General features: G+C 47.2%; 26 protein-coding genes. 18 read left to right on the top strand and 8 right to left on the bottom strand.

Annotated features, from left to right (window positions below; genetic code table 11):
* Positions 1–38: 38 nt before the first annotated feature.
* From B5D42_RS04310 to B5D42_RS04325, 4 genes are all read right to left on the bottom strand, one after another.
* A complete protein-coding gene (locus B5D42_RS04310) occupies positions 39–2,411 on the bottom strand; it encodes an ABC transporter permease (RefSeq protein WP_078830494.1) in 2,373 nt (790 codons plus the stop codon).
* 129 nt (positions 2,412–2,540) lie between these two features.
* Positions 2,541–3,011 carry a Dps family protein gene (locus tag B5D42_RS04315; protein ID WP_078830213.1) on the bottom strand — a complete coding sequence of 157 codons (471 nt, stop codon included), beginning with the start codon at positions 3,009–3,011 and terminating at the stop codon, positions 2,541–2,543.
* 83 nt (positions 3,012–3,094) lie between these two features.
* Positions 3,095–5,506, bottom strand: a complete 2,412-nt coding sequence (locus B5D42_RS04320) for a prolyl oligopeptidase family serine peptidase (protein ID WP_139366981.1) — start codon at positions 5,504–5,506, stop codon at positions 3,095–3,097.
* A 26-nt stretch (positions 5,507–5,532) separates the two neighbouring features.
* Entirely contained in the window at positions 5,533–6,309 is a 777-nt protein-coding gene (locus B5D42_RS04325; RefSeq protein ID WP_078830215.1) for a glycoside hydrolase family 16 protein, read from the bottom strand.
* 283 nt (positions 6,310–6,592) lie between these two features.
* On the opposite strand from B5D42_RS04325, the gene hisG reads away from it, so the two are divergent.
* The 6 genes from hisG to hisB are packed head-to-tail and all read left to right on the top strand — an operon-like array spanning position 6,593 to position 12,730.
* Positions 6,593–7,444, top strand: a complete 852-nt coding sequence (gene hisG, locus B5D42_RS04330) for an ATP phosphoribosyltransferase (protein WP_078830216.1) — start codon at positions 6,593–6,595, stop codon at positions 7,442–7,444.
* 15 nt (positions 7,445–7,459) lie between these two features.
* A complete protein-coding gene (gene hisD, locus B5D42_RS04335) occupies positions 7,460–8,743 on the top strand; it encodes a histidinol dehydrogenase (protein ID WP_139366982.1) in 1,284 nt (427 codons plus the stop codon).
* A gap of 17 nt (positions 8,744–8,760) precedes the next feature.
* Complete coding sequence (gene hisC / locus B5D42_RS04340) at positions 8,761–9,813, top strand: histidinol-phosphate transaminase (RefSeq protein WP_078830217.1); 1,053 nt, start codon at positions 8,761–8,763, stop codon at positions 9,811–9,813.
* Positions 9,814–9,871: 58 nt separating this feature from the next.
* Positions 9,872–11,170 carry a PQQ-dependent sugar dehydrogenase gene (locus B5D42_RS04345; RefSeq protein ID WP_078830218.1) on the top strand — a complete coding sequence of 433 codons (1,299 nt, stop codon included), beginning with the start codon at positions 9,872–9,874 and terminating at the stop codon, positions 11,168–11,170.
* Entirely contained in the window at positions 11,160–11,594 is a 435-nt protein-coding gene (locus tag B5D42_RS04350; RefSeq protein ID WP_078830219.1) for a c-type cytochrome, read from the top strand. Before B5D42_RS04345 ends, B5D42_RS04350 begins: the two co-directional genes overlap by 11 nt.
* A 5-nt stretch (positions 11,595–11,599) precedes the next feature.
* Positions 11,600–12,730: a bifunctional histidinol-phosphatase/imidazoleglycerol-phosphate dehydratase HisB gene (gene hisB, locus B5D42_RS04355; RefSeq protein WP_078830220.1), complete on the top strand. Its 1,131-nt coding sequence runs from the start codon at positions 11,600–11,602 to the stop codon at positions 12,728–12,730.
* 43 nt (positions 12,731–12,773) lie between these two features.
* Here the strand turns inward: hisB and B5D42_RS04360 are convergent, their stop codons facing one another.
* The 4 genes from B5D42_RS04360 to B5D42_RS04375 form a co-directional block, all read right to left on the bottom strand.
* Positions 12,774–13,121, bottom strand: coding sequence for a hypothetical protein (locus B5D42_RS04360; protein WP_078830221.1), 348 nt, complete (start codon positions 13,119–13,121; stop codon positions 12,774–12,776).
* Positions 13,122–13,175: 54 nt separating this feature from the next.
* The gene (locus B5D42_RS04365) at positions 13,176–14,192 is read right to left on the bottom strand and encodes a proline iminopeptidase-family hydrolase (protein ID WP_078830222.1); all 1,017 of its coding nucleotides are present in this window, start codon (positions 14,190–14,192) and stop codon (positions 13,176–13,178) included.
* 93 nt (positions 14,193–14,285) lie between these two features.
* Complete coding sequence (locus B5D42_RS04370; protein ID WP_078830223.1) at positions 14,286–14,720, bottom strand: DUF2147 domain-containing protein; 435 nt, start codon at positions 14,718–14,720, stop codon at positions 14,286–14,288.
* On the bottom strand, positions 14,717–15,997 hold the full coding sequence (locus tag B5D42_RS04375; protein ID WP_078830224.1) for a metal-dependent hydrolase family protein: 1,281 nt from the start codon (positions 15,995–15,997) through the stop codon (positions 14,717–14,719). Before B5D42_RS04375 ends, B5D42_RS04370 begins: the two co-directional genes overlap by 4 nt.
* A gap of 245 nt (positions 15,998–16,242) precedes the next feature.
* Between B5D42_RS04375 and B5D42_RS04380 the strand changes: the two genes are divergently transcribed.
* From B5D42_RS04380 to B5D42_RS04435, 12 genes are read left to right on the top strand one after another with little or no spacing between them, the layout of a single operon-like run.
* Positions 16,243–17,652, top strand: coding sequence for an anthranilate synthase component I family protein (locus B5D42_RS04380; protein ID WP_078830225.1), 1,410 nt, complete (start codon positions 16,243–16,245; stop codon positions 17,650–17,652).
* 19 nt (positions 17,653–17,671) lie between these two features.
* Positions 17,672–18,256 (top strand): anthranilate synthase component II, encoded by a 585-nt coding sequence (locus B5D42_RS04385; protein WP_078830226.1) that lies wholly within the window; start codon positions 17,672–17,674, stop codon positions 18,254–18,256.
* A 26-nt stretch (positions 18,257–18,282) separates the two neighbouring features.
* The gene (gene trpD / locus B5D42_RS04390; protein WP_078830227.1) at positions 18,283–19,275 is read left to right on the top strand and encodes an anthranilate phosphoribosyltransferase; all 993 of its coding nucleotides are present in this window, start codon (positions 18,283–18,285) and stop codon (positions 19,273–19,275) included.
* Position 19,276: 1 nt separating this feature from the next.
* A complete protein-coding gene (trpC, locus tag B5D42_RS04395) occupies positions 19,277–20,071 on the top strand; it encodes an indole-3-glycerol phosphate synthase TrpC (RefSeq protein ID WP_078830228.1) in 795 nt (264 codons plus the stop codon).
* Entirely contained in the window at positions 20,061–20,702 is a 642-nt protein-coding gene (locus B5D42_RS04400; RefSeq protein WP_078830229.1) for a phosphoribosylanthranilate isomerase, read from the top strand. The genes trpC and B5D42_RS04400 overlap by 11 nt, the downstream gene beginning before the upstream one ends.
* A 22-nt stretch (positions 20,703–20,724) precedes the next feature.
* Entirely contained in the window at positions 20,725–21,912 is a 1,188-nt protein-coding gene (gene trpB / locus B5D42_RS04405; protein ID WP_078830230.1) for a tryptophan synthase subunit beta, read from the top strand.
* Positions 21,913–21,925: 13 nt separating this feature from the next.
* Positions 21,926–22,699 carry a tryptophan synthase subunit alpha gene (trpA, locus tag B5D42_RS04410; protein WP_078830231.1) on the top strand — a complete coding sequence of 258 codons (774 nt, stop codon included), beginning with the start codon at positions 21,926–21,928 and terminating at the stop codon, positions 22,697–22,699.
* Positions 22,700–22,723: 24 nt separating this feature from the next.
* Complete coding sequence (hisH, locus tag B5D42_RS04415) at positions 22,724–23,320, top strand: imidazole glycerol phosphate synthase subunit HisH (protein WP_078830232.1); 597 nt, start codon at positions 22,724–22,726, stop codon at positions 23,318–23,320.
* 11 nt (positions 23,321–23,331) lie between these two features.
* Positions 23,332–24,057: a 1-(5-phosphoribosyl)-5-[(5-phosphoribosylamino)methylideneamino]imidazole-4-carboxamide isomerase gene (gene hisA / locus B5D42_RS04420; RefSeq protein WP_078830233.1), complete on the top strand. Its 726-nt coding sequence runs from the start codon at positions 23,332–23,334 to the stop codon at positions 24,055–24,057.
* 25 nt (positions 24,058–24,082) lie between these two features.
* Positions 24,083–24,841, top strand: a complete 759-nt coding sequence (hisF, locus tag B5D42_RS04425) for an imidazole glycerol phosphate synthase subunit HisF (protein ID WP_078830234.1) — start codon at positions 24,083–24,085, stop codon at positions 24,839–24,841.
* The gene (gene hisIE / locus B5D42_RS04430) at positions 24,841–25,473 is read left to right on the top strand and encodes a bifunctional phosphoribosyl-AMP cyclohydrolase/phosphoribosyl-ATP diphosphatase HisIE (RefSeq protein WP_078830235.1); all 633 of its coding nucleotides are present in this window, start codon (positions 24,841–24,843) and stop codon (positions 25,471–25,473) included. The genes hisF and hisIE overlap by 1 nt, the downstream gene beginning before the upstream one ends.
* A 1-nt stretch (position 25,474) precedes the next feature.
* Entirely contained in the window at positions 25,475–26,560 is a 1,086-nt protein-coding gene (locus B5D42_RS04435; RefSeq protein ID WP_078830236.1) for a TlpA disulfide reductase family protein, read from the top strand.
* Positions 26,561–26,581 lie beyond the last annotated feature (21 nt).

Below are 26,581 nucleotides of genomic sequence, written 5' to 3' on the forward strand. Positions count from 1 at the left end.
ATGCTGCCGCGCCTTTTGCATTGATCATTGGCTGAGATCTATTCGGTTCTGAGATTTTTAACAGGACTTGCCATGGCTGCTCTTACAGACTGAACACTGACCGTGGCAATGGCAATCAGCAATGCAGCAATACCTGCCGCAGCAAATACCCACCAGCTGATAGTGATCCGGTAATGGTAAGACTGTAACCATTTATTCATTACCCACCATGCAGCAGGAAACGCAATGATATTTGAAATGAGTACCAGCTGCAGGAATTCACGGGAAAGCAGCTTCGTAATACCGGCAGTGCTGGCGCCAAGTATCTTACGGATGCCGATCTCTTTGGTTCTTCTCTCTGCCGTATACGCTGCGAGACCAAACAGGCCAAGACAGGAAATGATGACAGCCAGAATCGCAAAAATGCGTGAGAGCTGGCCTACCAGCATTTCGCTTTTGAACACCGCATTGAATTGCTCATTCACAAAACGATAATCGAACGGATAGGCTGGATTGTGTTTCTTTAAGATGTTTTCTGTTACAGCCAGCATCTTTTTGGTATCTGCGTCTTTTTTGCTCCGGATATATAGGAAACGTGCAGAAGAAGGATCTGCATAAAAAATAACGGGATCGCTTTTCTGGCCATACATATCACCGTACAGGAAATCCCTGGTTATGCCTACAACTGTCAGCTGGCGATACCCGCTTTCTGAATTGTCGGGTTTCCGGATGATCTTTCCCAGCGCGCTTCCCGGCCCCATCAATGCGGCAAATGAGGCGCTGATGATCACGTTGTTGCTGTCTGCGCCGGTTGATTCAAACGTTCTTCCTTCCTGCATCTGTATGTTTAAGGTCCGGATAAGCTCCGGACTTACATAACGGTTGGAGATAAGGATGTCCCGGCCCGGTTCCTTGCCCTGCCATTCGAGACCGGATGTATTGTTACCTACACTGATGGTATTGAAGCTGTTCAGGCCCGCATTTTCTATATAACCGCTGTTCAGCAGGTCCTGCCTGATGGCGGTAAAGTTTTTGACCATATCGCCATGCACTTCCACAGAGAGCAGATTGTCTTTATCGTAACCAAGATCCCTGTTCTTCACATGTTGTATCTGCTGGTAAACGATTACTGTGCTGATGATAAAAAGGACTGATAATGAAAACTGCAGTACTACCAGCCCTTTGCGGATGAATGCCGCACTGCCGCTTTTTATTTTTATCCCTTTGAATACATACACGGGGTTGAAAGAGGATAGATACAGCGCAGGATAACTTCCGGCCACAAAACCGCATATCACTGCGATCAGCAGCAGCGCGGACAAGTGAGAGGGCTGGGTCAGGTTCATCGAGATTTTCTTTTCAATCATGATATTGAAGAAAGGAAGCGCAATACTGATCAACAATAACCCTGCCGCTGCTGCAACCACCGCCATAAACAACGCTTCGCCGATGAACTGGAAGATCATGGATCGCTTGCCAGCACCTAATACTTTCCGCACACCCACTTCGCGCGCTCTTTTTTCGCTCCTTGCAGTTGCCAGGTTCATAAAATTGATACAGGCAATCAGTAAAATGATCCATGCCACTACGATAAACAGCCTGATATACTCAATACGGCCCCCTTTTTGTTTGCCATCCTGGAACTCATCGCGCAGACGCCAGTCGCTCATTGCAAAAAGAAAAGGATCCGCGATGGCTCCTTCTGCCTTACGTGCGATAAAGCCATGCAGTTTTTGCTGGATCGCGGCAAGATTTGCGCCAGGTGCTAATTCTGCATAGGTATTGGTGCCATTGCTTCCCCAGTTGTTCAGCCAGTCATTTTTGAGGTAGAAATTCTGATAAGGCGCAAGCCATTCATGCTCCATTGTTGTATTGGCCGGCCTGTTTTTCATTACAGCAGATACAAGCATTTCCTGATTGTTATCCAGCTTGATCATTTTGCCTGCTGCTGATAAAGGATTACCGAAAAATACAGTTGCCATTTTCTCGGATATGATCACCGAGTTTAACTGATCCAATGCATGTTTTGCATCGCCGGCTATCAGCTCCGGTGTGAACATGCTCAGATAAGACGGGTCTACATATGCCCCTCTTTTATACACACTCTTTTCGCCGATGGTGAAAAGGGAATTCATGTTGTTGACGCGGCAGGTATTCACAATGCCGGGGATCTCCGTCTTTATTGCCTGTGCCAGCGGACCGGGAGATGAGGAGAAGGTACGTGTTAATCCATCGTAAGTCTGGTTGGTTCGGATCGCATACAGCTGATCCTTTTTCGCATAACTGTTGTCGTAAGTGGTTTCATCTTCCACCCACAAAAAAATAAGCCCGGCACAGGCAATGCCTATGGCCAGGCCAAAAATATTGAGAAAGCTATAGGTCTTATTCCTGAAAAGATTCCGGATGGTCGTCTTAAAAAAATGCCTGATCATGAAGCTGGTTTTGTAAGACGTAGCCAAAGAATATGCCGTATTCTTATGTATTGAAAATCATGCTGTTACAGGTCATAAAGGTAAATGTACTGTCCGCTTTTGATACGCATATTGTCCGGTTATGCATGATTACTTCAGGTAACTCCTGACAAACCAGGCCCATTTCTCATGCTTTTCCATCAGTCCGGTGAGAAAATCTGCATTGCCGAGGTCCTTGTATTTGTCGCTGAAAGTGTTGATGTCATTCCTGAGGTTACGCACCAGTGTTTCATGATCCGACAACAGGTTCTGTAATTGTTTTTTCTGGTTATTGGTGTATTCCTCTTCAGAAAGCGCGGTTAATTTCAGGAAATCTTTCAGCCTGCCTTCCGAATAATGTCCCAGCATGCGTACGCGTTCTGCTATCTCGTCGATGAGTTCATCGATACCGCTGTACATGTCTTCATAGAACTTATGCATTTCCATGAAATTACTTCCCTCCACATTCCAGTGATAGTTGCGCACTTTGGTGTAGAGCACGTATTCATCCGCAAGGAGCTGGTTAAGTCTTAAAGCCGATGCCTGCAGGTTTTTCTCTGTTATTCCGATGTTCGTTTTCATAAAAAATATTTACGTATAAAGGTAAAAAAATAAGGAGTTGCGCCAGCAACTCCTTATCAGGTCAGAAGATGATGTTCATCAGACTATTTGGCATTCTTCACATATTTTTCCAGCCACTGGTATTGCTCCCACAATACATGCAGCAGGTTTTCCTTACCCCTGTAGCCATGTGCTTCATAAGGAAGGAATACGAAGCGTACGGTTCCGCCGTGCCCTTTGATCGCTGCGAAAAGGCGTTCGCTGTTGATCGGGTAGGTGCCGGTATTGTCATCGCTGTCTCCATGGATCAGCAGGATCGGTGTTTTGATCCTGTCTGCATAAGTGAACGGGCTCATTTCTGTGTAGAGTTGCTGTGCCTGCCAGTAAGTACGGTCTTCATTCTGGAAACCGAATGGCGTGAGTGTACGGTTGTAAGCACCACTGCGTGCAATACCTGCTTTGAACAGGTTGGTGTGCGCAAGCAGGTTTGCCGTCATGAATGCGCCATAACTATGGCCGCCTACACCTACGCGGTTTTTATCGCCCACGCCCATTTCTGAAAGTTTGTTGATAGCCGCCTGTGCGTTCAGTTTCAGCTGCTCAACAAAATTGTCGTTCGGCTTTTTATCCGGGCTGCTCGCTACGATCGGCATTTCTGCATTATCGAGCACCGCATAACCCTGCGTTACATAGAAAATGGGTGATCCGGCTGCAATTGTAGTAAAGCGAGACTGGCTTCCGCGAACCTGTGCGGCATCTGCAGCGCTGTTGAACTCACGTGGGTAAGCCCAGATCAGTACAGGTAATGGTCCGTCTTTATCCTTGTTATAACCTTTTGGCAGGTAAAGATCACCGGTAAGGTCTACGCCATCTGCTCTTTTGTATTTGATCTTTTCTTTGGTTACGCCTTCCATTTGCGGGTAAGGATTGGCGAAAGATGTGATCGGCTGATCAGCTACGCGCAATACCAGGTTTTTGATATAATAGTTAGGCACGTCTTTCTGTGATTCCCTGCGGGTAAGCAGTACAAGCTTTTCAGGATCGAGTACATCGGTCACCATTTCAAAAGTACCTTCAGGACAACGCCATAAAATCTCGCTTTTTTTAGTGTTCAGGTCAAACTTGGCGAGGAATGGAAGATCTCCTTTTGGTGAAGAACCGGTTGTATTGTTCATCAGCATTTTGGTGCCGTTATCCGTTGTGAGGATCACGTTTCTGCCGAATTTGTTTTTGGTGCTTACAGGAGATCCCGGGTTGCTGTAGGCATCTGTCTGGTTGCGCTCATACAGGGTTTCCAGGCTGTTGGTAGTGCTATTGTAACGGCTGGTGCGGCTCATCTGTTTGGTGCGTGAATTCTCCTGCACCAGCGCAAGTGTTGCATTGCCCCATGTTGTACCGCCATAACGGAATTTTGTTTTGAACAGTTCTTTCGCTTCTCCGGTGAATGGTGCACTGAGGGCATAAACGGCATCATGGAACTCCACATTCTTCCTGATCAGACCGCTGTCCAGCGGATGTGCCCAGGTAATGGTTGCTGGCTCGTCATCGCGCCAGTCGAATCCGCGTGGTACATTTTGTGTGTTGTCATAACCGGAAGGCGTTCCCTCGCTGGAGGGTAATTCTGCCAGTACCTTCACCAGTTTACCGCTGAGATCGTTGATGGTTACGGTAGACGGGAAACCACCTGCAGTTACGAGGTAAGAAAACGGTTTGCGTGTGGTACGCATCATCATATATTTTTTATCTGGCGAGAGGCTGAATGATGACAGCAGACCGGCTTTGCCGATATTGGTCTCTACACCATTCTTATTCTGTACCAGCTGTGAAGTGGCATAGAATTCGAACAACTGCTCGTCGTACGGCGATTTGATCAGATCCTGGAAAGTTGCGCTTGGCGCCGCTTTACCCAGGTTCTGCTGCACAGTTGGTCCTTTCGGTGTGATCGGACGTTTAGGTGCATTGGTTGCCGGCTGTGTAGTGGCTTTGTACAGAATGGTGTTATCGTCTACCCATGTATAAGCATTGCCCAGCACTGTATTCAGCGGCTGCTTATTGATCTTTGTTACTTTTTGCGTAGCTACATCGATCACATACAGGTCTACCCTGGTTCCGGTTGTATTGGTAAAAGCAATTTTGCTTTCTGAAGGGCTCCAGCTTACTCCTCCCGCCAGCATATTGGCCGGAAGACCGGTGATCTTCATTTCTTTATTGGTCTTGATATTCTTTAAAACGAAATTGTTGATATAAGTCTGCCTGCTGGGCGAGTAATTGTTTGGATTCAGGCGCATACCCGCAATACGAAGTTCAGGCTGACCCAGTTCTTCCACCGTAGGATAACTGTTGCGTTCGATCAGCAGCATCCATTCTGCCTTACTGTCGATGTTCACGCCGGGAGTTGGCCTGGCAAGCAGCAGGTCTGCGATTTCTTTTGGCGGCGACTGGTAACTAACAGCGTCCTGCGCATAACTGCCCAGCATGCTGAAGAACAGTAACCCACTGAGAAACATTCTTTTCATGTTGTTGGTTTTTAGTTGGGGTTTTATTATTGATAAACTCTTACGTAATCGATTTCCATTTTTTGAGGGAATGCGGTTTCGTCAATGCCTTTCTGTCCGCCCCAGTCGCCACCAACGGCCAGGTTCAGCAAGAGGTGAAAAGGCTTGTCGAAGGGCCAGGCTTCATTACCTGTATGTTCATTCTGAAAACTGAAATAAGGTTTATTATCGATCAGCATCGTGATCTTTTCCGAATCCCATTCCAGCGAATAAACATGAAAGCTGTCACTGAAATCCGGAACGGGTATCGTAGCGGTTTTCTGCGTGCCGATCTTGTGGTAATACTTTTTGCAGTGTACCGATGCATGTACGGTTCCAGGGTTATAGCCCACATGCTCCATGATATCTATCTCACCGTCATCGGGCCACTTCAGTTTGGGAACGCTTGCCAGCATCCAGATGGCGGGCCAGCTGCCTTTGCCGCGCGGCAGTCGCGCTTTTACATCGATCCGGCCATAAGTCCAGTCGCCCTTGCCTTTTGTAACCAGCCTGGCAGACGTATAAGCGTTATTGTTTTTCTGCTCTTTTAAAGCTTCAATGATCAATACGCCATTCTCTATACGGGCATTTTTCTTTTCGCGGTAAGTGTAAAACTGGAGTTCGTGGTTTCCCCAGCCATGGCCGCCGGTATCATAGCTCCATTTGGCAGGATCGGGGAGGCCGTTGGTGTTGAATTCGTCGCTCCAGACCAGTTTTCGCTGCTGTGCGGGCAATGCCTGCGAGAATGCAGACAAGAAAGCCAGGATGAAGATTAAATATCTCATGAGCAGTTTTTAGATAGGGGAAGATAATTATAAAATAATGTTATCGTTCAAATAGTGTGATAAACGGGTAAGAAAAAAGTTTGTCCGTATGAGCTGATGACTTACTTTTGTGCTTCAAGTATGCAACAATTCGCACATATCCACCATCATCATTACTTACCGAACAGGTAGGCTGACGGTGTTTTGTGCTGACATTAATAAAACATTAAAGGCTTACCGGAAGGTGGGCCTTTTTTTATTGTTTGATGTTGCATGCGGCATTTAATCATATTAATTACAGTTTATGCTCAAGTTGGCTATTCAAAAAAGCGGTCGTTTACACGATGATTCCATGCGGTTACTGAAAGAATGCGGTATTGATATCAGTAATGGTGTCAACAAGCTGAAAGCCGAGGCAACCAATTTTCCGCTGGAGCTTTATTTCCTCAGAGATGATGATATTCCGCAATACGTGGAAGACAATGTTGCCGATATCGGTTTTGTAGGCGAGAACGTCGTGTTCGAAAAAGCAAAAAAGAATACCATTGTTGAAAAACTCGGTTTCGGGAAATGCAGGCTCAGTATTGCCGTTGCACGTAATGAAGAATATACGGGAACGGCTTTCCTGCAAGGGAAAAAGATAGCTACCAGTTACCCGGTGCTGGTAAAATCCTTCCTGGATAAAAATGGTGTGGAAGCTGAGATCCACGAGATCAGCGGCAGCGTGGAAATAGCGCCGGGAATTGGTCTTGCAGATGCGATCTGCGATCTCGTAAGCAGCGGCTCAACACTTTTTATGAATGGCCTGAAAGAAGTGGAAACCATTCTGCAGTCGCAGGCGGTACTGATCCGCAACAATGAACTGCAGCCTGAGAAAATGAAGCTGCTCGAACGTTTGCTGTTCAGGATCCAGTCTGTAAAAAAAGCCCGCAACAATAAATATATATTGCTGAATGCACCGAATGAAAAACTGGAAGAGATCATTGGTCTGCTGCCGGGAATGAAAAGTCCTACGGTACTGCCATTGGCAGAACCTGGCTGGAGCAGTGTACACAGTGTACTTAATGAAAACCAGTTCTGGGATATCATTGAACAGCTGAAAGCGGCGGGTGCCCAGGGAATACTGGTAGTACCGATTGAAAAAATGATCGTTTAAATACAAACAGCAAACATGAAAGTGGTGAATGTTTTATCGGAAGCGAACAGGCAGGAGATCATCCAGAGGCCGGTAATTGATACAACACAGTTATATAACCTGGTGCAGCCGGTACTCAATGCAGTGCGGCAGGACGGCGATGCTGCCATCCGGAAATTTACACGTGAGTTCGATAAGGTGGAACTGGAAGATTTCCGCGTGCCGCAGGATGTTATTGAAGCTGCCGCGGATGAATTGTCGCCCGAACTTAAAAAAGCGATAGGGCAGGCGGCAGCCAATATCCGCTCGTTTCACGAACAGCAGGTGACCAGGGAAGAAGCAATAGAAACAATGCCGGGTGTAAAATGCTGGCGTAAAAGTGTAGGCATCGAAAAAGTGGGTCTTTATATCCCGGGCGGCTCTGCCCCTTTGTTTTCTACGATACTGATGCTGGGGATTCCGGCAGCTATTGCCGGGTGTAAGGAAGTGGTATTGTGTTCACCTCCGGGAAAAGATGGTAGGCTGAATCCTGCGATCCTTTACGCTGCACAGCTCACGGGTATCACAAAAGTGTTTGCGGTTGGCGGAGTGCAGGCAATTGCGGCGATGGCCTTTGGTACGGAAACAGTTCCGCAGGTGTACAAGATCTTCGGCCCCGGTAACCAGTATGTAACCTGCGCCAAACAGCTGGTGCAGCAGCAGGGGATCGCTATCGACATGCCGGCCGGTCCGAGTGAAGTCTGCATTCTGGCCGATGATACCGCCGATGCGGAATTCGTTGCTGCTGATCTGCTGAGCCAGGCAGAACACGGAGCCGACAGCCAGGTATTACTGGTAAGTGTCAGCAAAACGCTTGTTGAAAAAGTACAGCAGGCATTGGAAGAGCAGCTTGCAGACCTCCCGAGGAAAGAGATCGCGGCACGCGCATTGGAAAACAGCAAAGCCGTGATTGCCACATCGTATGAAGAAGCAATGAACCTTGTAAATGAATATGCAGCCGAACACCTGATCATTTCGTGCAAAGATGATGAAGCACTTGCTGTGCAGGTGATCAATGCCGGCTCCGTATTTCTTGGTAATTATTCTCCTGAAAGCGCAGGCGATTATGCAAGCGGTACCAATCACACGCTTCCAACCAACGGTTTCGCAAAAGCATACAGCGGCGTAAGTGTGGATGCATTTGTGAAAAAGATAACTTATCAGAAGCTGACCCGTGAAGGACTCCGGGCCATCGGTAATACAGTAGAACAAATGGCAGAAGCAGAAGGGTTGCAGGCACATAAGAAAGCAGTAAGTATTCGTCTCAGAAAAATAAATTAACAGTTAATCATAACAGTATGTTCAATCCATACGACCTCACCAGGAATAATATCAGGAATCTTACACCGTATTCATCTGCAAGGGATGAGTTCAGCGGTGAAGCAAAGGTTTTTCTAGATGCCAATGAGAACAGCCTTGGTTCGCCTTTGCTGAAATGGTATAACCGATACCCCGATCCGCACCAGCAGGCATTGAAACAAAAACTTGCAGCCATCAAAGCTATTGCAGCCGAACAGATCTTTATCGGTAATGGCAGCGATGAATGTATCGACCTGCTTTTCCGCTGTTTCTGCGAGCCGGGAAAGGATAATGTGATCATTTGCCCGCCCACTTACGGCATGTATGAAGTGAGTGCCAGTATCAACGACGTGGAAATACGTAAAGCACCGTTGCTCGATGATTTCCAGCTGAATATGATCCACCTTGAGCAACTGGTTGATGCAAATACAAAACTCATCTGGCTTTGTTCGCCCAATAACCCGACTGGCAATTCGCTGAACCGTGCCGATATCGAATCGGTGCTGAATAATTTCAATGGTATTGTGGTGGTTGATGAAGCTTATATCAATTTTGCCCGTCAGCGTTCTTTCCTGCAGGAGCTTGGGGAATATCCGAATCTTGTAGTATTACAGACGTTGAGCAAAGCCTGGGGACTCGCAGGTCTCCGTTTCGGGATGGCTTTTGCATCGGCAGAGATCGTTTCAATACTCAATAAAGTAAAGCCGCCGTATAATATCAACCAGGCCACGCAGGAACTGGTATTGACCGCGCTGGAAGAAGTAGGCCAGGTAAATGATATGATCCGCATTCTTGTAGATATGCGCGATGCACTCGCCGGGGTTTTTGAAAGCATGCCAACGGTAGAAAAAGTATATCCGTCAGATGCCAATTTTATCCTGGTGAAGATCAGGGATGCCCACGAGGTTTATAATTTCCTGCTTACAAAAGGGATCGTGCTGCGCGACAGGAGCAATGTAAAGCTTTGCGAAGACTGCCTGCGGATCACGGTGGGAACGGAAAAAGAAAACACTTTGCTGATTGACGCGATGAGCGACTGGTTTAATCGGTAAACAATGTGCCGCTTTCCGGTTTTGAGTTGTAATTTCAGGATCAAATTAAAATCATCATATGAAAAACAGATGGCAGATCCTTTCGCTGGCTATTGCTTTAAATGCCGCCACCTCGCTGAACGCCTGCGCTTCGGACTCGTTGAAGAACGCAGTACGTGAGATCAAACCCGATGCGGACAATGCGGGGCTTACACTTCCCGCAGGTTTCGGTGCATTGAAAGTGGCAGAGAATACCGGCCGGGCAAGGCATATTGCAGTAACTGCCCAGGGCGATATTTATCTAAAACTGATGCGTGTAAATAAAGGTGCCGGGATCGTTCGCCTGCGCGATAAGGATGGCGATGGAAAAACTGAAGAAAATACAGGATTCGGGAATTATGGCGGCACGGGCATCGTGATCAAAGACAATTACCTGTATGCCTCTTCCGATGCCGATGTTTACCGGTATAAACTAAACGATAAAGGCGAAGTGATCAATCCGGATCAGCCGGAAAAGATCATCACAGGTCTGATCAACCGCGGGATGCATGAATCCAAGTCCATCGCACTGGATAATAAAGGAAATATTTATGTGAATATCGGTGCTTATTCGAATGCCTGCCAGGAAGTAGATCGTACCATCGGTTCCAAAGGACAAATGCCTTGCCCGATCCTCGATTCAGCCGGCGGTATATGGCAGTTCAGGGCCGATAAACTTAACCAGGGTTATGCACAGGGAGTAAGATACGCAACCGGTTTACGTAATGTGGTTGGGCTCGACTGGAACCAGCAACTGGATCAGCTTTTCGTCATGCAGCATGGGCGAGATCAGCTGAGTTACCTGTATCCGGATATGTTCACAGAAAAACAGAGCGCTGAATTGCCGGCCGAATGTCTTTATGCGTTAAAACAGAACGACGATGCAGGCTGGCCCTATATCTACTACGATCAGCTTCAGCAAAAGAAAATACTGGCACCGGAATATGGTGGCGACGGTAAAAAAGAAGGCGGCAGCAAAGCGATCAATCCAACGATGGCATTCCCCGGTCACCTGGCACCGAACGGACTGCTCTTCTATACCGGCAATCAGTTCCCTTCAAAATATAAAAATGGTGCGTTCATCGCATTCCATGGCTCATGGAATCGTTCGCCTTTACCACAGGAAGGCTATTATGTGGTATTCGTGCCTTATGAAAATGGCAAACCAACAGGCAAATGGGAAGTGTTTGCCAATGGTTTTGCCGGTGTGGAAACCGTAAACAGCACACGCCAGGCGCAACACAGGCCTTGCGGACTGGCACAGGGGCCAGACGGCTCTTTGTATGTAACCGACGATGTCAAAGGAACTATTTACAGAATTATCTACAATGGCAAATAAAAAGAAACTGTTCTTTGGCGCAGGAGCAGCGATCATCATGTTGATGACTGCTTTCAGGGCCGAACCGGTTCAGCAACCGGTAGCGGTAAAAGCATCTGCAGAGCGGGGAAAACAGGTGTACGTAAAACGTTGTATGGCCTGTCACCAGGCCGACGGCGGTGGTGTTCCGCATCTGAATGCCCCCTTGGATGGTGCTAGTGCAGTGACAGGAAAAGACAAAGCAAAACTCATTAAAATTGTACTGAACGGCATGACTGATCGCGTAGAAATAGACGGTGAGTTTTACAGCAATAATATGCCCGGCAACAAAGACCTCACAGATGCAGAGATTGCAGATGTGCTTACTTATGTAAGAACGGGCTGGAGCAATAAAAGCTCAGCGGTAACTGTTGCCGAAGTGAAAGCAGTAAGGACGAAAAAATAAGGAAGATGAAAAGAGTGTTATTTATAGACAGGGACGGGGTAGTGCTGCAGGAGCCGCCAACCGATTTCCAGGTGGATGCCATTGAAAAAATGACGTTTGTTCCCGGCGCCATCACTGCATTATCGCGCATCGCGAAGGATTTTGATTATTATAAAGTGATGGTGACCAACCAGGACGGATTGGGAACGGACGCTTACCCCGAATTCGATTTTCATCCTTATCACGACCTGATGGTACGTACATTGGCCGGTGAAGGATTTGTGTTTGATGAAATGATCATAGACCGCACATTCGCGCACGAGAATCAGCCCACACGTAAACCGGGCACGGCCTTGCTGCAGCATTTCATCAATAACGACGGGTATGATATCGCCAGCTCATTTGTGATCGGCGATCGCTGGAGCGATATACAACTGGCAAAAAACCTTGGCTGCAAAGCAATCTATTTCCGTTCGGGCCTGCATAGTTTTTCTGAAGAACAGGAAGCAACACTACGTGAAACGATAGCGCTGGAAACCGATCAATGGGAAGATGTATATGCTTTTCTCAAACTGGGTATGCGCAAAGTGTCACATACACGCACAACCAATGAAACAAAGATCGCGATAGAGTTGAATATCGATGGCAATGGTAAAGCTGAGATCGATACCGGCCTTGGTTTTTTTGATCATATGCTGGATCAGATCGCAAGGCACGGGAAAATAGACCTTGCTGTTAAAACCAGCGGAGACCTGCATGTAGACGAGCATCATAGCATCGAAGATACAGGCATCGCATTGGGCGAGGCATTTGCTATGGCGCTTGCCGATAAAAGAGGAATGGAAAGATACGGCTTCGCATTGCCGATGGATGAGGCCGAAGCCAAAGTGCTGATCGATTTTGGCGGACGCAGCTGGATCGTATGGGATGCTGAGTTTAAAAGAGAGAAGATCGGTGAGATGCCTACGGAAATGTTTTTCCATTTCTTCAAGTCATTCAGTGATGGAGCTCGCTGTAATCTCAATATCGAATGCCGTGGCGATAACGAACATCATAAGATCGAATCCATCTTCAAAGCTTTTGCAAAAGCCATCCGGATGGCAGTGAAGCGTGATCCGTTCAGTAATCATCTTCCGTCTACAAAAGGTGTATTGTAATCCTAAAAACTGAAAATGAGCGGAATGTTAATTGATATTCCGCTCATTTTTTATACAGCATCATCACTTTCGGACTTTCAGGAATAGACGGATACAGATTAATTATGCGAAAAGAATTATCGTCGATATACTCAAATTCAAACGCTGATGAAGTGGCATAATTCCAGTGCCGGAGTACGATTTTGCCCGGCATGATCTGATAGTTAAACGTATCCGTGTAATTGCTTCCCGGTTCGCTCTTGACAAGATACTGACTCGTAAATGTTAGCTGAGAACGGCCTTTTACAGGAACTTCTTCCGTAAATCTGCCGTTAAGCGTTATCTGCGGTTCTTCTTTGCTGCACGCAACCAGTGTAACAGCCAACAGGCAGCAGGTAATTATTCTGTTCATAATAAAGCAGGCTTTCCGCAGTGACACCAGGCATGCCGGAAACGTTGCGCTGGTTTATTTCCCGGCTGTATTCTTCATGAAACTGATCAACCCCTTCATATATACCTGCTGGTCATCATACATCGACATATGACTTCCCGAAGGACAATTCAGGTAGGTTCCATGCTGTACCTGGCCGGCCATCCATTCCATATGGGCAGGATCCATCGTATCGTAACGCCCGCCGATGGTTAATGTGGGAACGGCTATTTTCGGGAGGTCTTTTTTACGGTCCCAGTTAACAAGTTTGCCCGCAACGCCGAATTCACTTGGTCCCTGCATGGTCACATACAGCGACTGGTTCATTTTGGAAAAAGAACGGTTCACAGGCTCCGGCCATTGATCAAGCGGGATGCGGCAGATATGTTTCACGTAGAAGTTAGGTAACAGTAATTCCATATACCTCGGATTCTGGAAATCGCCTGCGGATTCAATTTTGCGGATGGTGTCAAGTACTTTCGGATCCATTTGTTTAGCCAGTACTTCGTTGGCGTATTTGCCATAATCCGGGCAGCTGGACATCATATTCGAAATGATCAGTCCTTTGAGGTTCTGCTGATATTTCAAAGCATACTCCATCGCCAGCAAACCGCCCCAGGAATGTCCCAGCAGGAAAAAATTATCTTTTGTGAGGTTCAGTGCTATTCTTACCTGTTCCACTTCTTCCACGTAGCGTGGCAGACTCCAGAAAGAAGTGTCGTTCGGGTTATCGGAATTACCGGTACCCAGCTGATCGTAATAAATGAATTCAATACCTTCTGCAGGAAGGAAATTTTCCATGCATTCAAAATATTCATGCGTAGCGCCGGGACCGCCATTAAGTAACAGTAATTTTATTTTTGGATTATTCCCGATACGTTTGGTCCATACTTTCATCGGGCCTTTTGGTGTTTCGATACTGATCATTTTAATACCGCCGGTCTGTACGCCGGAATCAGTAACGGCAAAATATTCTTTGTCCGGATCTGACTGCTTACAGGACCATGTACAGCAAATGAACAGGATTGCGGAAAACGCAAGAATGGCTTTCATGACGGTTTGATTTAGGTAAGCAGGCCGGAATGGGAAAGCGGCGCCTCGTTAAAGCTAATCAAACCATAAGGATCGTGCAATAGCTGCAGAAAGTTATTTGGTTACCCGTTTCCAGGTTTCCGTACGGCCCAGCAGGGAAATACCTATATAACCCCGCATATTCAGTGTGGCGTCATCGGGCATTTTCATGATGCCCCTGTACACTTTCCCGCTTTCCGGATCATAAATACGGCCACTGGTCCACTCTTCGTCGCGGTAAGTGAAATCCCGGAGAATAACCAGGCCTATGATCGGTTGCGTACGAAGGCTGTGGTCGGGATTGTTCTTGTCCACTTTCGGCATGCCGTTCGGTTGATTGGGCGATTGGAGCCAGATGATCTTGCCGTAATATTTATTGTCCTGTTTGTAGATCTGCAGATGTACCTGGCCTTTGCTGTTGATCCATGTGCCTACAATGGAATCATCGGCCTTGTAGCGGAACGAGGTGCAGAGGCAAAGGATACAGGCGAAAAACACAAGTTTTTTCATGGGATAGGATTATTGATCTTATTTACATAAATAATGCCATTTTTCATCACAAAGGTTGTCTGGCGGATATTGGAAATATTTTCAACAGGGTTGCCTGTGACTGCAACAAGATCTGCCAGCAGACCGGCTTTGATTCTTCCGATACCGTCGCCATACCCGAACACATCCGCATTCACGGAAGTGGCGCTTTTAAGTACTTCCAGCGGAGCCATGCCATAAGCTACCATGTTTTCCATTTCCCTTGCATTGTCTCCATGCGCAAAAACACCAACATCGCCGCCGAAACAGATGGTTACATGTTCCTGCAATGCGAGGGAAAAAGCTTTTCTTTTGTTGGCCACTTTTTCAGGTTCGGGTAAAGTACCTTTTTTCCAGCCGTCGTATTCACTTGTGGCTTCACTGGCGCTGATGGTGGGGCAATACGCTACATGGTTTCTGGCCATGAGGGCAAATACTTCGCGTGTGCCTTTGTCGCCGTGTTCAATGGTGCTGATGCCGGCAAGTATGGCCCGGGTCATTCCTTCCGCGGTAGAAGCATGTGCCACTACTTTCCTGCCGGCAGAAGCGGCAACCGCAACAACTGTTTTAAGCTCATCGAGAGTGAAAGTGGGTTGCGCTGTTTTGTTCAGTCCCCAGCGGTAATCCGCATATACTTTTACGAGGTCGGCCCCATTACCGATCTGTGTACGGGTTTCGCGGATCAGTGCATCTATGCCATCGGCTTCAGCCGCGCCCCGGATCACAACATCATCGGTGTTTTTGAGTTTAGGGCCATAGCTGCCGGTTGCTACAATGGCACGGGTAGCAATGATCATGCGCGGGCCGGGAATGATGCCTTTTTCAATGGCGGCTTTCAGGCCCGCATCATCATAATCTGCGCCTTCCGTGCCCAGGTCTCTGACGGTGGTGAATCCTGCCAACAGGGTTGCTTTTGCATGGTTGACGGCTCTGGCGGTTCTTTCTGCACGTTGTTCGTTCAGCACCTGTTCATCCCATTTGGTCTCATTATAAGGATGCAGGAATAAATGCGAATGGCCTTCTATCAAACCGGGCAAAAGGGTTTGACCTTTCATTTCAATAGTCCTGGTAATCCCTTTGAACATAATGCTGCCTATGTCGCCTGCCGCGAGTATTTTGTTGTTGCTTACAAGAACAACCCAGTTTTTGTAAAGCTGTTCACCATCAAATACCTGATCGGGCTTCAGGAGCAGGGCCGTGTCCTGCCGGGCTGCAGCATTATTGGCAAGAAATAACAGGAGAAAAAACAGGTTTCGCATAGGTCTGGTTATGTATTGAAGTTAACGCGGGAATTTTTCTCCGAAAAAAAATTTGCAGGGAAAGGATAAGGTTACGTACCTTGCACTTGCAATGATTCAGACTATTAATAAATACTGGTGGTGGCATTCAAACTCCGATCGGGGATTGTAATGGTATTGCCAATACTTTATTGAATTGATATTCAAGAACCCCGACAAGAAATGTCGGGGTTTTTTGTTGCAAATAAGGCAAAACAAGCAAGGATATGAAAAGGATTGTAATTGAAACGGGATGCAAAAAAATGCTGGCGGATGTATACACGCCGGTGGGTATTTACCTCCGGATCCGCGACAGGTTCAGGGATACCATCCTGCTGGAGAGCACGGATCACCACGTGGCAGAGAACAGCTACTCGTTTATTGCCATCAATGCCATTGCTGGTATGGAGATCAATGCTTCCGGAGATGCAGAACTCAAACTGCCCGGACAGGAACCGCAAAAACCGGTGCCGGGTAAAACGGCGGTAGCGGATCAGCTCTGGGAATTTATGCAGCGCTTTGAAGTAAAAGAAAACGAAAACAAAGAAGCCGCTTTTGCACAGGGATTGTTCGGGTATACCGCTTTTGATGCCATTCAGTTCTTCGATCAGATCCGTCCTGCTGCAACTGAAGACAAACAGGCCATTCCATTGATGCGTTATCGTTTGTACCAGTATGTAATCGTTTTTAATCACTTTAAAGATGAGCTGATCATCTGCGAGAACCGTATTGCAGGACTGGAAAGCGAGGCCGGTCTTGTAGAGTCGCTCATACGCAGCAAAGATGTGCCTGTATATCCTTTTGCGAGGACAGGCGAAGAAACGACGAATATGCCTGACGAAAGCTACCGCGAAATGGTGCGGAAAGGGATCAGCAGCTGCATGCGCGGCGATGTTTTCCAGATCGTGCTGAGCAGGAGATTTGAACAGGGCTTTACAGGCGATGAATTCAATGTGTACCGTTCCCTGCGTAGTGTGAACCCTTCACCATACTTATTCTATTTCGATTACGGAGATTATAAACTGATGGGCTCATCGCCCGAAGCGCAGCTCGTGATCAGCAATGGAAAAGCCATTGTTCACCCGATCGCAGGCACATTCAGACGTACCGGGAATGATGAAACCGATCAGCAGGCAGCAACATTGTTGCTGAGCGATGCAAAAGAAAATGCAGAACATGTGATGCTGGTAGACCTTGCGCGTAACGACCTGAGCAGAATCTGCACTAATGTTAAAGTAAGCCAGTTCAAACAGGTTCAATATTACAGTCACGTGATCCACCTGGTAAGTGAAGTGACCGGCCAGGTATCCGGATCCCATAATCCATTTGAATTATTGGCCGCAACTTTCCCCGCAGGAACATTAAGTGGTGCGCCGAAAGTAAAAGCCATGCAGCTGATCAGTATTTATGAGCCTGCGGCGCGCGGTTATTACGGCGGAGCGATCGGGTTCATGGGATTCAATGGTAATTGCAATCACGCTATTATGATACGGACTTTCCTGAGTAAGAACAATACACTGGTATACCAGGCCGGCGCAGGCGTAGTGGCTGCTTCCGATCCGGAAAGCGAGCTGCAGGAAGTGAACAATAAATTAAATGCATTGAAAAAAGCTGTGATCCTTGCGGAGAACATCTGATCATCAGAAAAAAAGAACAATGAAAATCCTGGTATTCGATAATTACGACTCTTTTACCTATAACCTTGTACATCTGGTTGAAAAAATAATCCATTCAAAAGTGGATGTGTTCCGCAATGATGAAATAGCGCTTGAGAAAGTGAAGGATTATGATAAGATCATCCTGTCGCCGGGCCCCGGTATACCGGAAGAAGCAGGCTTACTACTGCCGCTGGTAAAAGAATATGCTGCTTCCAAATCGATATTGGGCGTTTGTCTCGGGCACCAGGCCATCGGCGAAGCTTTCGGTGCGCAGCTGCATAATCTCAGTTCAGTTTTTCATGGCGTATCAACGCCGGTATATATTACAGAGCAGGAAGTTCCGGGCAGAGACAATGGTGTGTTTGCAGGTATGCCGGCCGAGATCCAGGCCGGCCGTTATCACAGCTGGGTAGTAAGCCGCGATGCATTTCCGGATGTGCTGGAAGTAACCGCAAGAGATGCTGAAGATCACATCATGGCGCTCCGGCATAAACAGTTTGATGTGCAGGGAGTGCAATTCCATCCGGAAAGCGTACTCACACCCGGCGGCGAACAATTATTAAGGAACTGGCTGAAAGCTTAAGCATCGTACATCACAAATCCTCCAGAATGAAAAAAATATTACAATACCTTTTCGAACATAAAACATTATCACGCGAAAAAGCGCGGGAAGTACTGCTGCAGATATCAGAAGAACAGTTTAACCAGAACGAGCTGACCGCTTTCATAACGGTATACCTTATGCGCAGTATTACCATTGAAGAGCTGCAGGGATTCAGCGATGCACTGATGGAATTATCCGTGAAGCCTTCTTTCAGCGGAACAGGCATTATAGATATTGTTGGTACGGGTGGCGATGGAAAGAATACATTCAATATCTCCACTTTATCCTGTTTTATTGTTGCAGGTGCCGGCCAGAAAGTAGCCAAGCATGGCAATTACGGTGCATCTTCTATCAGCGGATCGTCTAATGTAATGGAACAGCTGGGCTACAGGTTCAAGAGTAACAGCGGAGAACTGGAAAAAGAACTTGCTGAAGCGAATATCTGTTTCCTTCATGCGCCATTGTTTCACCCGGCCCTGAAAGTGGTGGCACCTGTGCGCAGGAACCTGGGTGTACGTACTTTCTTCAACATGCTGGGGCCAATGGTGAACCCTGTAAACCCTTCTTTTCAGCTGGTGGGGGTATACAACCTCGAGATGGCACGGATCTACAATTACATGCTGCAGCAGACAGGCAGGTCGTTCACCATTATTCACGGGCTCGACGGTTATGATGAAGTTTCCCTCACCAACGATACAAAAGTGATCACCAATGAAGGCGAACGTGTTTGCACACCACAGCAGCTGGGCAAAAGAACCGTAGAGGCTGAAGCGATTTACGGCGGCAACTCGGTTGAAGAAGCCGCAAAGATCTTCCAGCGTATCATTAAAGGCGAAGGAACCTGGGCGCAGAATGCTGTAGTACTGGCCAACGCGGCTATGGCATTGAACTGTACAGGGAATTTCAACTCCTATGAGGCTGCATGGGATGCTGCCGTGGATAGCCTTGAAAGCGGGAACGCTTACCGCTCATTGCAAAAACTTATCAATCTCCAATAACATGAACATACTGGACACGATCGTTGCGAACAAACGAAAGGAAGTGGAGCGGAATAAAGCACTTTTCCCGGTTGATAAACTGGAACAGCGCCCGTTGTTTGCCAGACCGGTTCTCTCTTTATGCGAATTCCTCGCTGATCCGGAACGGACAGGCATCATTGCTGAATTTAAACGGAAATCACCTTCCAAAGGACTGATCAACGGCGATGCAGATGTGGTGGAGGTTACAACAGCGTATGCAGCATCGGCTTCGGGTATATCTGTGCTGACAGACAAGGAATTTTTCGGCGGTACTGCTGCTGACCTTGAAACCGCCAGGATTCAGAACGTTCCCATCCTCCGGAAAGATTTTATGATCGATGAATACCAGGTATACGAGGCAAAGGCAATGGGAGCCGACCTCGTCCTTTTGATCGCAGCCTGCCTGAATCCTGAAGAGGTAATGATGCTGGGCACGCTCGCAAAAGGCCTGGGCATGGAAGTGCTGCTTGAGATCCATGATGAAACAGAACTGGGGCATATCTGTGATATGGTAGACATGGTAGGTGTGAATAACCGTAACCTTAAGACTTTCAAGGTGGATATCAATACTTCCCTGGATCTGATCGGGAAAATACCGGCCGGAAAACCGGCAATCGCTGAAAGTGGTATCAGCGATATAGATACTATTGTAACTTTACGCCGCGCCGGCTTCTCCGGGTTCCTCATCGGGGAGAACTTTATGAAGCAGGCCAATCCTTCGATTGCTTTTACTGATTTCGTTAATCAATTAAAAGCAAAACAAAATGCGAATTAAAGTATGCGGCATGACCAGTGCTGCACAGGTAGCACAACTCGATGAAATGGGCGTTGAATTCGGCGGGTTCATTTTTTACCCGCATTCGCCCAGGTATATCTCCCGGTTCATGTCGCGTGCCGAACTGAAAAAGATCAAAGGAAAAAACATCAATAAAGTAGGTGTTTTTGTAAATGCGTCTGTTGAAGATGTCCTGCAGGCAGTTGACGATTGCGGTCTTTACCTCGTGCAGCTTCATGGTGATGAAACACCGAAATATTGCGAAAAGATCGCGGATTACGTAAGTGTGATTAAAGCATTCAGGATCCGTGAGGACGATAACCTCTTATGGAAAGTGAAGGATTACCAGGAGGTAGCAGATATGTTCCTGTTCGATACCGATGGAGCAGGTTACGGAGGAACAGGCAAAAAGTTCAATTGGGAGCTGCTTAAAGATCTTGATGTGCACAAACCTTTCTTCCTGAGTGGAGGAATCGGCCCGGAAGACATTGATAAAATAAAAGACTTTGCAGGTTACCCTGTAGCAAAAGACCTGTTCTCATTAGATGTGAACAGCCGTTTAGAAACATCGCCGGGTGTTAAGAACATGGAACTGGTCAGGGATTTTGTGAAGCAGGTAAAACAAATATAAACAAGCTGGTAAAAAGAGATTTATGGAAACATACCAACACCCCGATGCACGTGGTTATTATGGTCAGTTCGGAGGGGCTTATATTCCGGAAATGCTGCACCGTAATGTAGAAGAGCTGGCGGCGCGTTATACTGAGATCATGGAAGATGAATCCTTCCGTAAAGAGTTTGATGCTTTGCTGAAAGATTATGTGGGCCGGCCTACGCCTTTGTTCCGTGCGGAAAGATTAAGCGCGGAAACCGGTGCAACTGTATTCCTCAAACGTGAAGATCTTTGTCATACCGGTGCCCACAAGATCAACAATACCATCGGGCAGATCCTGCTGGCAGGCCGCCTGGGCAAGAAAAGGATTATTGCAGAAACCGGTGCCGGTCAGCATGGTGTGGCTACCGCTACCGTATGTGCATTGAAGGGACTTGAGTGCATAGTATACATGGGGGAAAAAGATATCGAACGCCAGGCGCCGAATGTGGCCCGCATGAAAATGCTGGGCGCTACGGTGATACCGGCCGTCAGCGGCAGCAAAACACTGAAAGATGCTACCAATGAAGCTATCCGCGACTGGATCAATAATCCTTCCGATACACATTATGTGATAGGGAGTGTGGTAGGGCCGCATCCTTACCCGGATATGGTAGCCCGTTTCCAGCAGGTGATCAGTTATGAAACGAAACAACAGCTGAAAGAGATTACCGGCAATGAATTGCCAACACATGTGATCGCATGCGTTGGCGGAGGCAGTAATGCCGCCGGGGCTTTTTATCATTTCCTGGATGAGCCGTCTGTGCAGCTGGTAGCAGTGGAAGCTGCGGGCCATGGCGTTCACAGCGGAATGAGTGCGGCTACCACTCAATTGGGTAAAACGGGTATTCTGCATGGGAGTAAAAGCCTGCTGATGCAAACAGAAGATGGCCAGGTGATAGAACCGCACAGTATTTCGGCAGGTCTTGATTACCCGGGTATCGGTCCGTTGCATGCGCATCTCTTTAGTACCGGTCGCGGTACTTTTCTTAACGCAACAGACGAAGAAGCACTTGCGGCGGGCTTTCATCTTGCAAAAACGGAAGGTATCATCCCGGCGCTCGAATCCGCTCACGCACTGGCAGCATTGAATAAGCTCGAATTAACACCTGCTGATACAGTGGTAGTATGCCTGAGTGGCCGCGGCGACAAGGACCTGGCAACCTATATGCATGCAATGAACCAATAAACAGAAAAAGATCATGAGCAGGATAAAAGAACTCTTTTCGAAAAAACAACAGGATGTGCTGAATGTATATTGTACAGCAGGCTTTCCTGAAACTGACAGTACAATCACTGTTATCAAAGCATTGCAGGATGCCGGTGCAGATATGGTGGAACTTGGAATGCCATACAGTGATCCGCTGGCAGACGGCCCTGTGATCCAGGCCAGCGGTCTGCAGGCGCTTGAGAACGGAATGACAATAGCATTGCTGTTCTCACAGTTAAAAACATTAAGACAGCACATTCACCTGCCGGTTGTATTGATGGGGTATATGAACCCTGTACTGCAATACGGGTTTGAAAGATTCTGTGCAGATGCTTCAGCCTGCGGTGTTGATGGTTTGATCCTGCCGGATCTCCCCGAATATGAATTTGAAAATGAATACAGCGCCATCATCAAAAAATACGGACTCGATTTTATTTTTCTCGTTACCCCCGAAACCAGTGAAGCAAGGGTGAGGAGACTCGATGATCTGAGCAGCGGCTTTCTTTATGCAGTGAGCTCTTCCGCTACTACCGGTAAAGACAAAGACTTTGCAGCCGTTGAACAATATCTTGCACGTTTAAAGGGAATGCAATTGAAAAACCCGGTACTGGTCGGGTTCGGCATCAAAGACAACCAGACTTTCCGGTCTGCAAGCCGTTTTGCAAACGGAGGTATTATCGGTACCGCTTACATAAAAGCAATTGATGGTGCTGCTGATCTTTCAAAAGCAACACAAACATTTATCCGGGGTATCCTGGAAAACTAACAGGAGTATATAAAAGCCAGGAACATGAAAACAGTAGTGATAAAATACAACGCCGGGAATACACAATCCGTATTATATGCGCTGGAGAGGATTGGCGCAGCCGCCGAGGTAACGGATGATCCCGAACAGATCAGGGCAGCAGATAAAGTGATCTTCCCGGGTGTGGGTGAAGCCAGTTCTGCCATGCAGTATCTGAAAGCCAGACAGCTTGATCAGGTCATCAGGGAACTGACACAGCCTGTGCTGGGCATTTGCCTGGGTATGCAGTTGCTCTGCAGTCATTCGGAAGAGAATGACACCACCTGTATCGGCATATTCGATGAGCAGGTAAAGGCTTTTAATAACGCAGGAAACAAGGATTTTAAAATACCGCAGATCGGCTGGAATACGGTGTACGACCTGCGAACAAAACTGTTCAACGGTATTGCAGAGAACAGTTATTGTTATTTCGTACATGGTTACTATGCTTCAAAAGGTCCGGCTACCATAGCAACAACGGATTATATCCAACCTTACAGTGCGGCGTTGCATAAGGATAATTTTTATGGTGTACAGTTTCATCCTGAAAAAAGTGCTGCTGTGGGAGAACAGATCCTCAGGAATTTTATCAGTCATATTTAATGAAGAATCTAATGCAGATTATACCGGCAATTGATATTATCGACGGGAAATGCGTCCGGCTCACGCAAGGCGATTACAACGAAAAAACTATTTACAATGAAGATCCGCTTGAAGTAGCAAAAGCTTTTGAAGGTGCAGGACTGAACAGGCTGCATCTCGTAGATCTTGATGGCGCAAAAGCAGGCAGCGTCAGGAACTGGAAAGTATTGGAGACCATCGCTTCCAATACATCGCTTGTGATCGATTTTGGGGGTGGTATCAAAAAAGAGGAAGACCTCATAGCAGTATTGAATTCAGGAGCAGCGCTGGCAACCATCGGCAGCCTTGCTGTAAAAGATCCGGAATTGTTTAAGCGCTGGCTGCATCAGTACGGCGCTGAAAAATTTTTGCTTGGTGCTGATGTGAAGGATGAGAAGATCGCCGTCGGAGGCTGGCTCGAAACCACTTCCGTTTCAGTGTTCGATCTGCTGCAGCAATATGCAGCACTTGGATTGAAACAGGTATTCTGTACGGATGTAAGCAAGGATGGCAAATTACAGGGGCCTTCTGTTGATCTGTACAAAAAGATCATCGGCCGGTTCCCGGATTTATTCTTTATCGCAAGCGGCGGCGTAAGTTCTGTGCCCGATCTTGAAGAACTGGCGGCGATAGGTTGTGCAGGTGCTATTGTAGGAAAAGCATTTTATGAGAACAGGATCTCAATGGAAGAATTGAGCAGGCTGAATAAAGCTTCCTGATCATTTTTTAAATTAATTAGTAAGGATGTTAGCAAAACGGATCATACCCTGTCTGGACATCAAAGACGGGCGGACAGTAAAAGGAATCAACTTTGAAAATATAAGGGATGCAGGCGATCCTGTAGAACTCGGGGCACTGTATGCCAGGCAGGGCGCAGATGAACTGGTGTTCCTGGATATAACGGCAACCAATGAAAAAAGAAAGACCCTGAGCGAGCTGGTAAACCGGATCTCTCACCATATCAATATTCCTTTTACGGTTGGTGGTGGCATCGCATCTGTAGACGATGTAAACGTCCTCTTGCAAAACGGTGCGGATAAAATTTCTGTCAACACCGCAGCCTTCAAACGTCCGGAACTGCTTAAAGAACTTGCCGGTGAATTCGGGAGCCAGTGCGTGGTACTCGCCATCGATACCCGTATGGAAGATGACGGTGAATGGTATGTTTACCTTAACGGCGGTCGTGTAAGGACAGAAACAAAATGTCTGGACTGGGCGCAGCAGGCAGTAGCGCTTGGTGCCGGCGAGATCCTGCTTACTTCGATGAACCACGACGGAACAAAAAAAGGATTCGCATTGGATATTACCGGAACTTTGGCCTCGTTATTACCGGTTCCTGTGATTGCATCCGGCGGCGGCGGAAATATGGAACATTTTGCAGAGGTATTCGCTGAAGGGAAAGCAGATGCGGCATTGGCTGCAAGTATCTTTCATTTTAAGGAAGTAGGTATACCGGAATTGAAAACCTATCTCAGTGAAAAAGGAATCAACGTGCGGATCTGATGGGAATCGTTGAACAAACAATCAAAGCATACGCTATGAAAATAGATTTTGATAAATATGCAGATGGCCTGGTGCCTGCGGTGATCCAGGATTTCAATACACATAAAGTGCTGATGCTGGGTTTTATGAACCGCGAGGCATTACAGAAAACGGAGGAATCCGGTAAAGTGACGTTTTACAGCAGGAGTAAAAAAAGGTTATGGACCAAGGGGGAAGAAAGCGGCAACTTCCTGGAACTGAAAAGTATTTCAGCAGATTGCGACCAGGACACTTTACTGATCAAAGCACATCCCACAGGCCCTGTTTGTCATACGGGAGCAGACACCTGCTGGAGTGAGCGGAACCACAGCGAGGACTTTCTGACCTATCTCGAAGACATCATTCGCCTTCGCCGCCAGGCACCGCCTGAAAAGTCATATGTGGCCCGGATGCATGAGAAAGGGATCAATAAAATTGCCCAGAAAGTGGGCGAGGAGGCAGTGGAACTTGTGATTGAGGCAAAGGATAATAATCCCGATCTTTTTCTGGGTGAGGCGGCCGACCTGCTTTTTCACTATTTACTTTTGATTAACGCCAAAGGACATAACTTGCAGGAAGTAATAGAAGTGTTGAAAAAAAGACATTCCGAGTGATATGAAAAAAATATGCATTGCGTTATTGTTGCCGCTGGCCGGGATCGCACAGACCAGGCAAAACAACGGGTTTGAGGTGAAGGGAAATATTTCCGGACTGAAAGACAGCACGGTCGTATACCTGATCAACGGCATGAACGGGAAAACCGTTGCAACCTCCACTGCCCGCAAAGGCGTTTTTACACTTCGCGGTTCAGTAACTTCACCGGAGTTGCACCGGGTAGGTTTTGCCGGCCGCCCGGAAGCTTTTGAAATATTCCTTGGCAATGAGAGTGTGACTGCCACAGGGGATGTTACCACAATCGCCAATGCTGTAATCAAAGGTTCGCCAACCCAGGACGATTACCAGGTATATAAAGACCGTTTTAACCCGCTGAAAGAAAAAGTAGTAGGAACCGCTACCCTGATCGACCCGGAGAAAGATCCTGCCAGGAAGGATTCCCTGGTGAAGGCTTTCAATGTTTATAAAAACGAAGTGATTGCCACAGCGGCCAATTATGTAAAAGAACGCCCGGCATCACCCGTGAGCGCTTTCATATTGTTTGCGATCAGTCCGCTGATGAGTAGTATCGAAGAGCTCGAAGCCAACTATAACCAGCTTCAGCCTGCTGCATTACAGAATACGTACGCGAAAGCGCTTGCTTCTACTATTGAGAATTCTAAGATCGGTATGGTGGGAACACAGGCATTGCCTTTTACGCAGAAAGACACGGCCAACAAACCTGTCAGCCTCGCCTCATTCAAAGGAAAATATGTACTGATCGATTTCTGGGCCAGTTGGTGCAGACCCTGCCGTATGGAAAACCCTAACGTGGTAAAAGCCTATACGCAGTACAAGAACAAGAATTTCACCGTACTCGGTGTATCACTGGATCAGAGTAAGGAAAGCTGGCTGAAAGCCATCAAGGAAGACAAACTGACCTGGACGCATGTGAGCGATCTGCAATACTGGAACAACGCAGTTGCGCAGTTATACCGCATCACCAGCATCCCGGCCAACCTGCTGCTCGATCCTACAGGAAAGATCATCGGTAAAGACCTGCGCGCGGAGGAGCTCCAGGAAACCCTGAAGAACCTGCTGAAATAAGCTGTTCAACATAAATAACAG

The organism is Sediminibacterium ginsengisoli, from assembly GCF_900167075.1.
GTDB lineage: Bacteria > Bacteroidota > Bacteroidia > Chitinophagales > Chitinophagaceae > Sediminibacterium > Sediminibacterium ginsengisoli.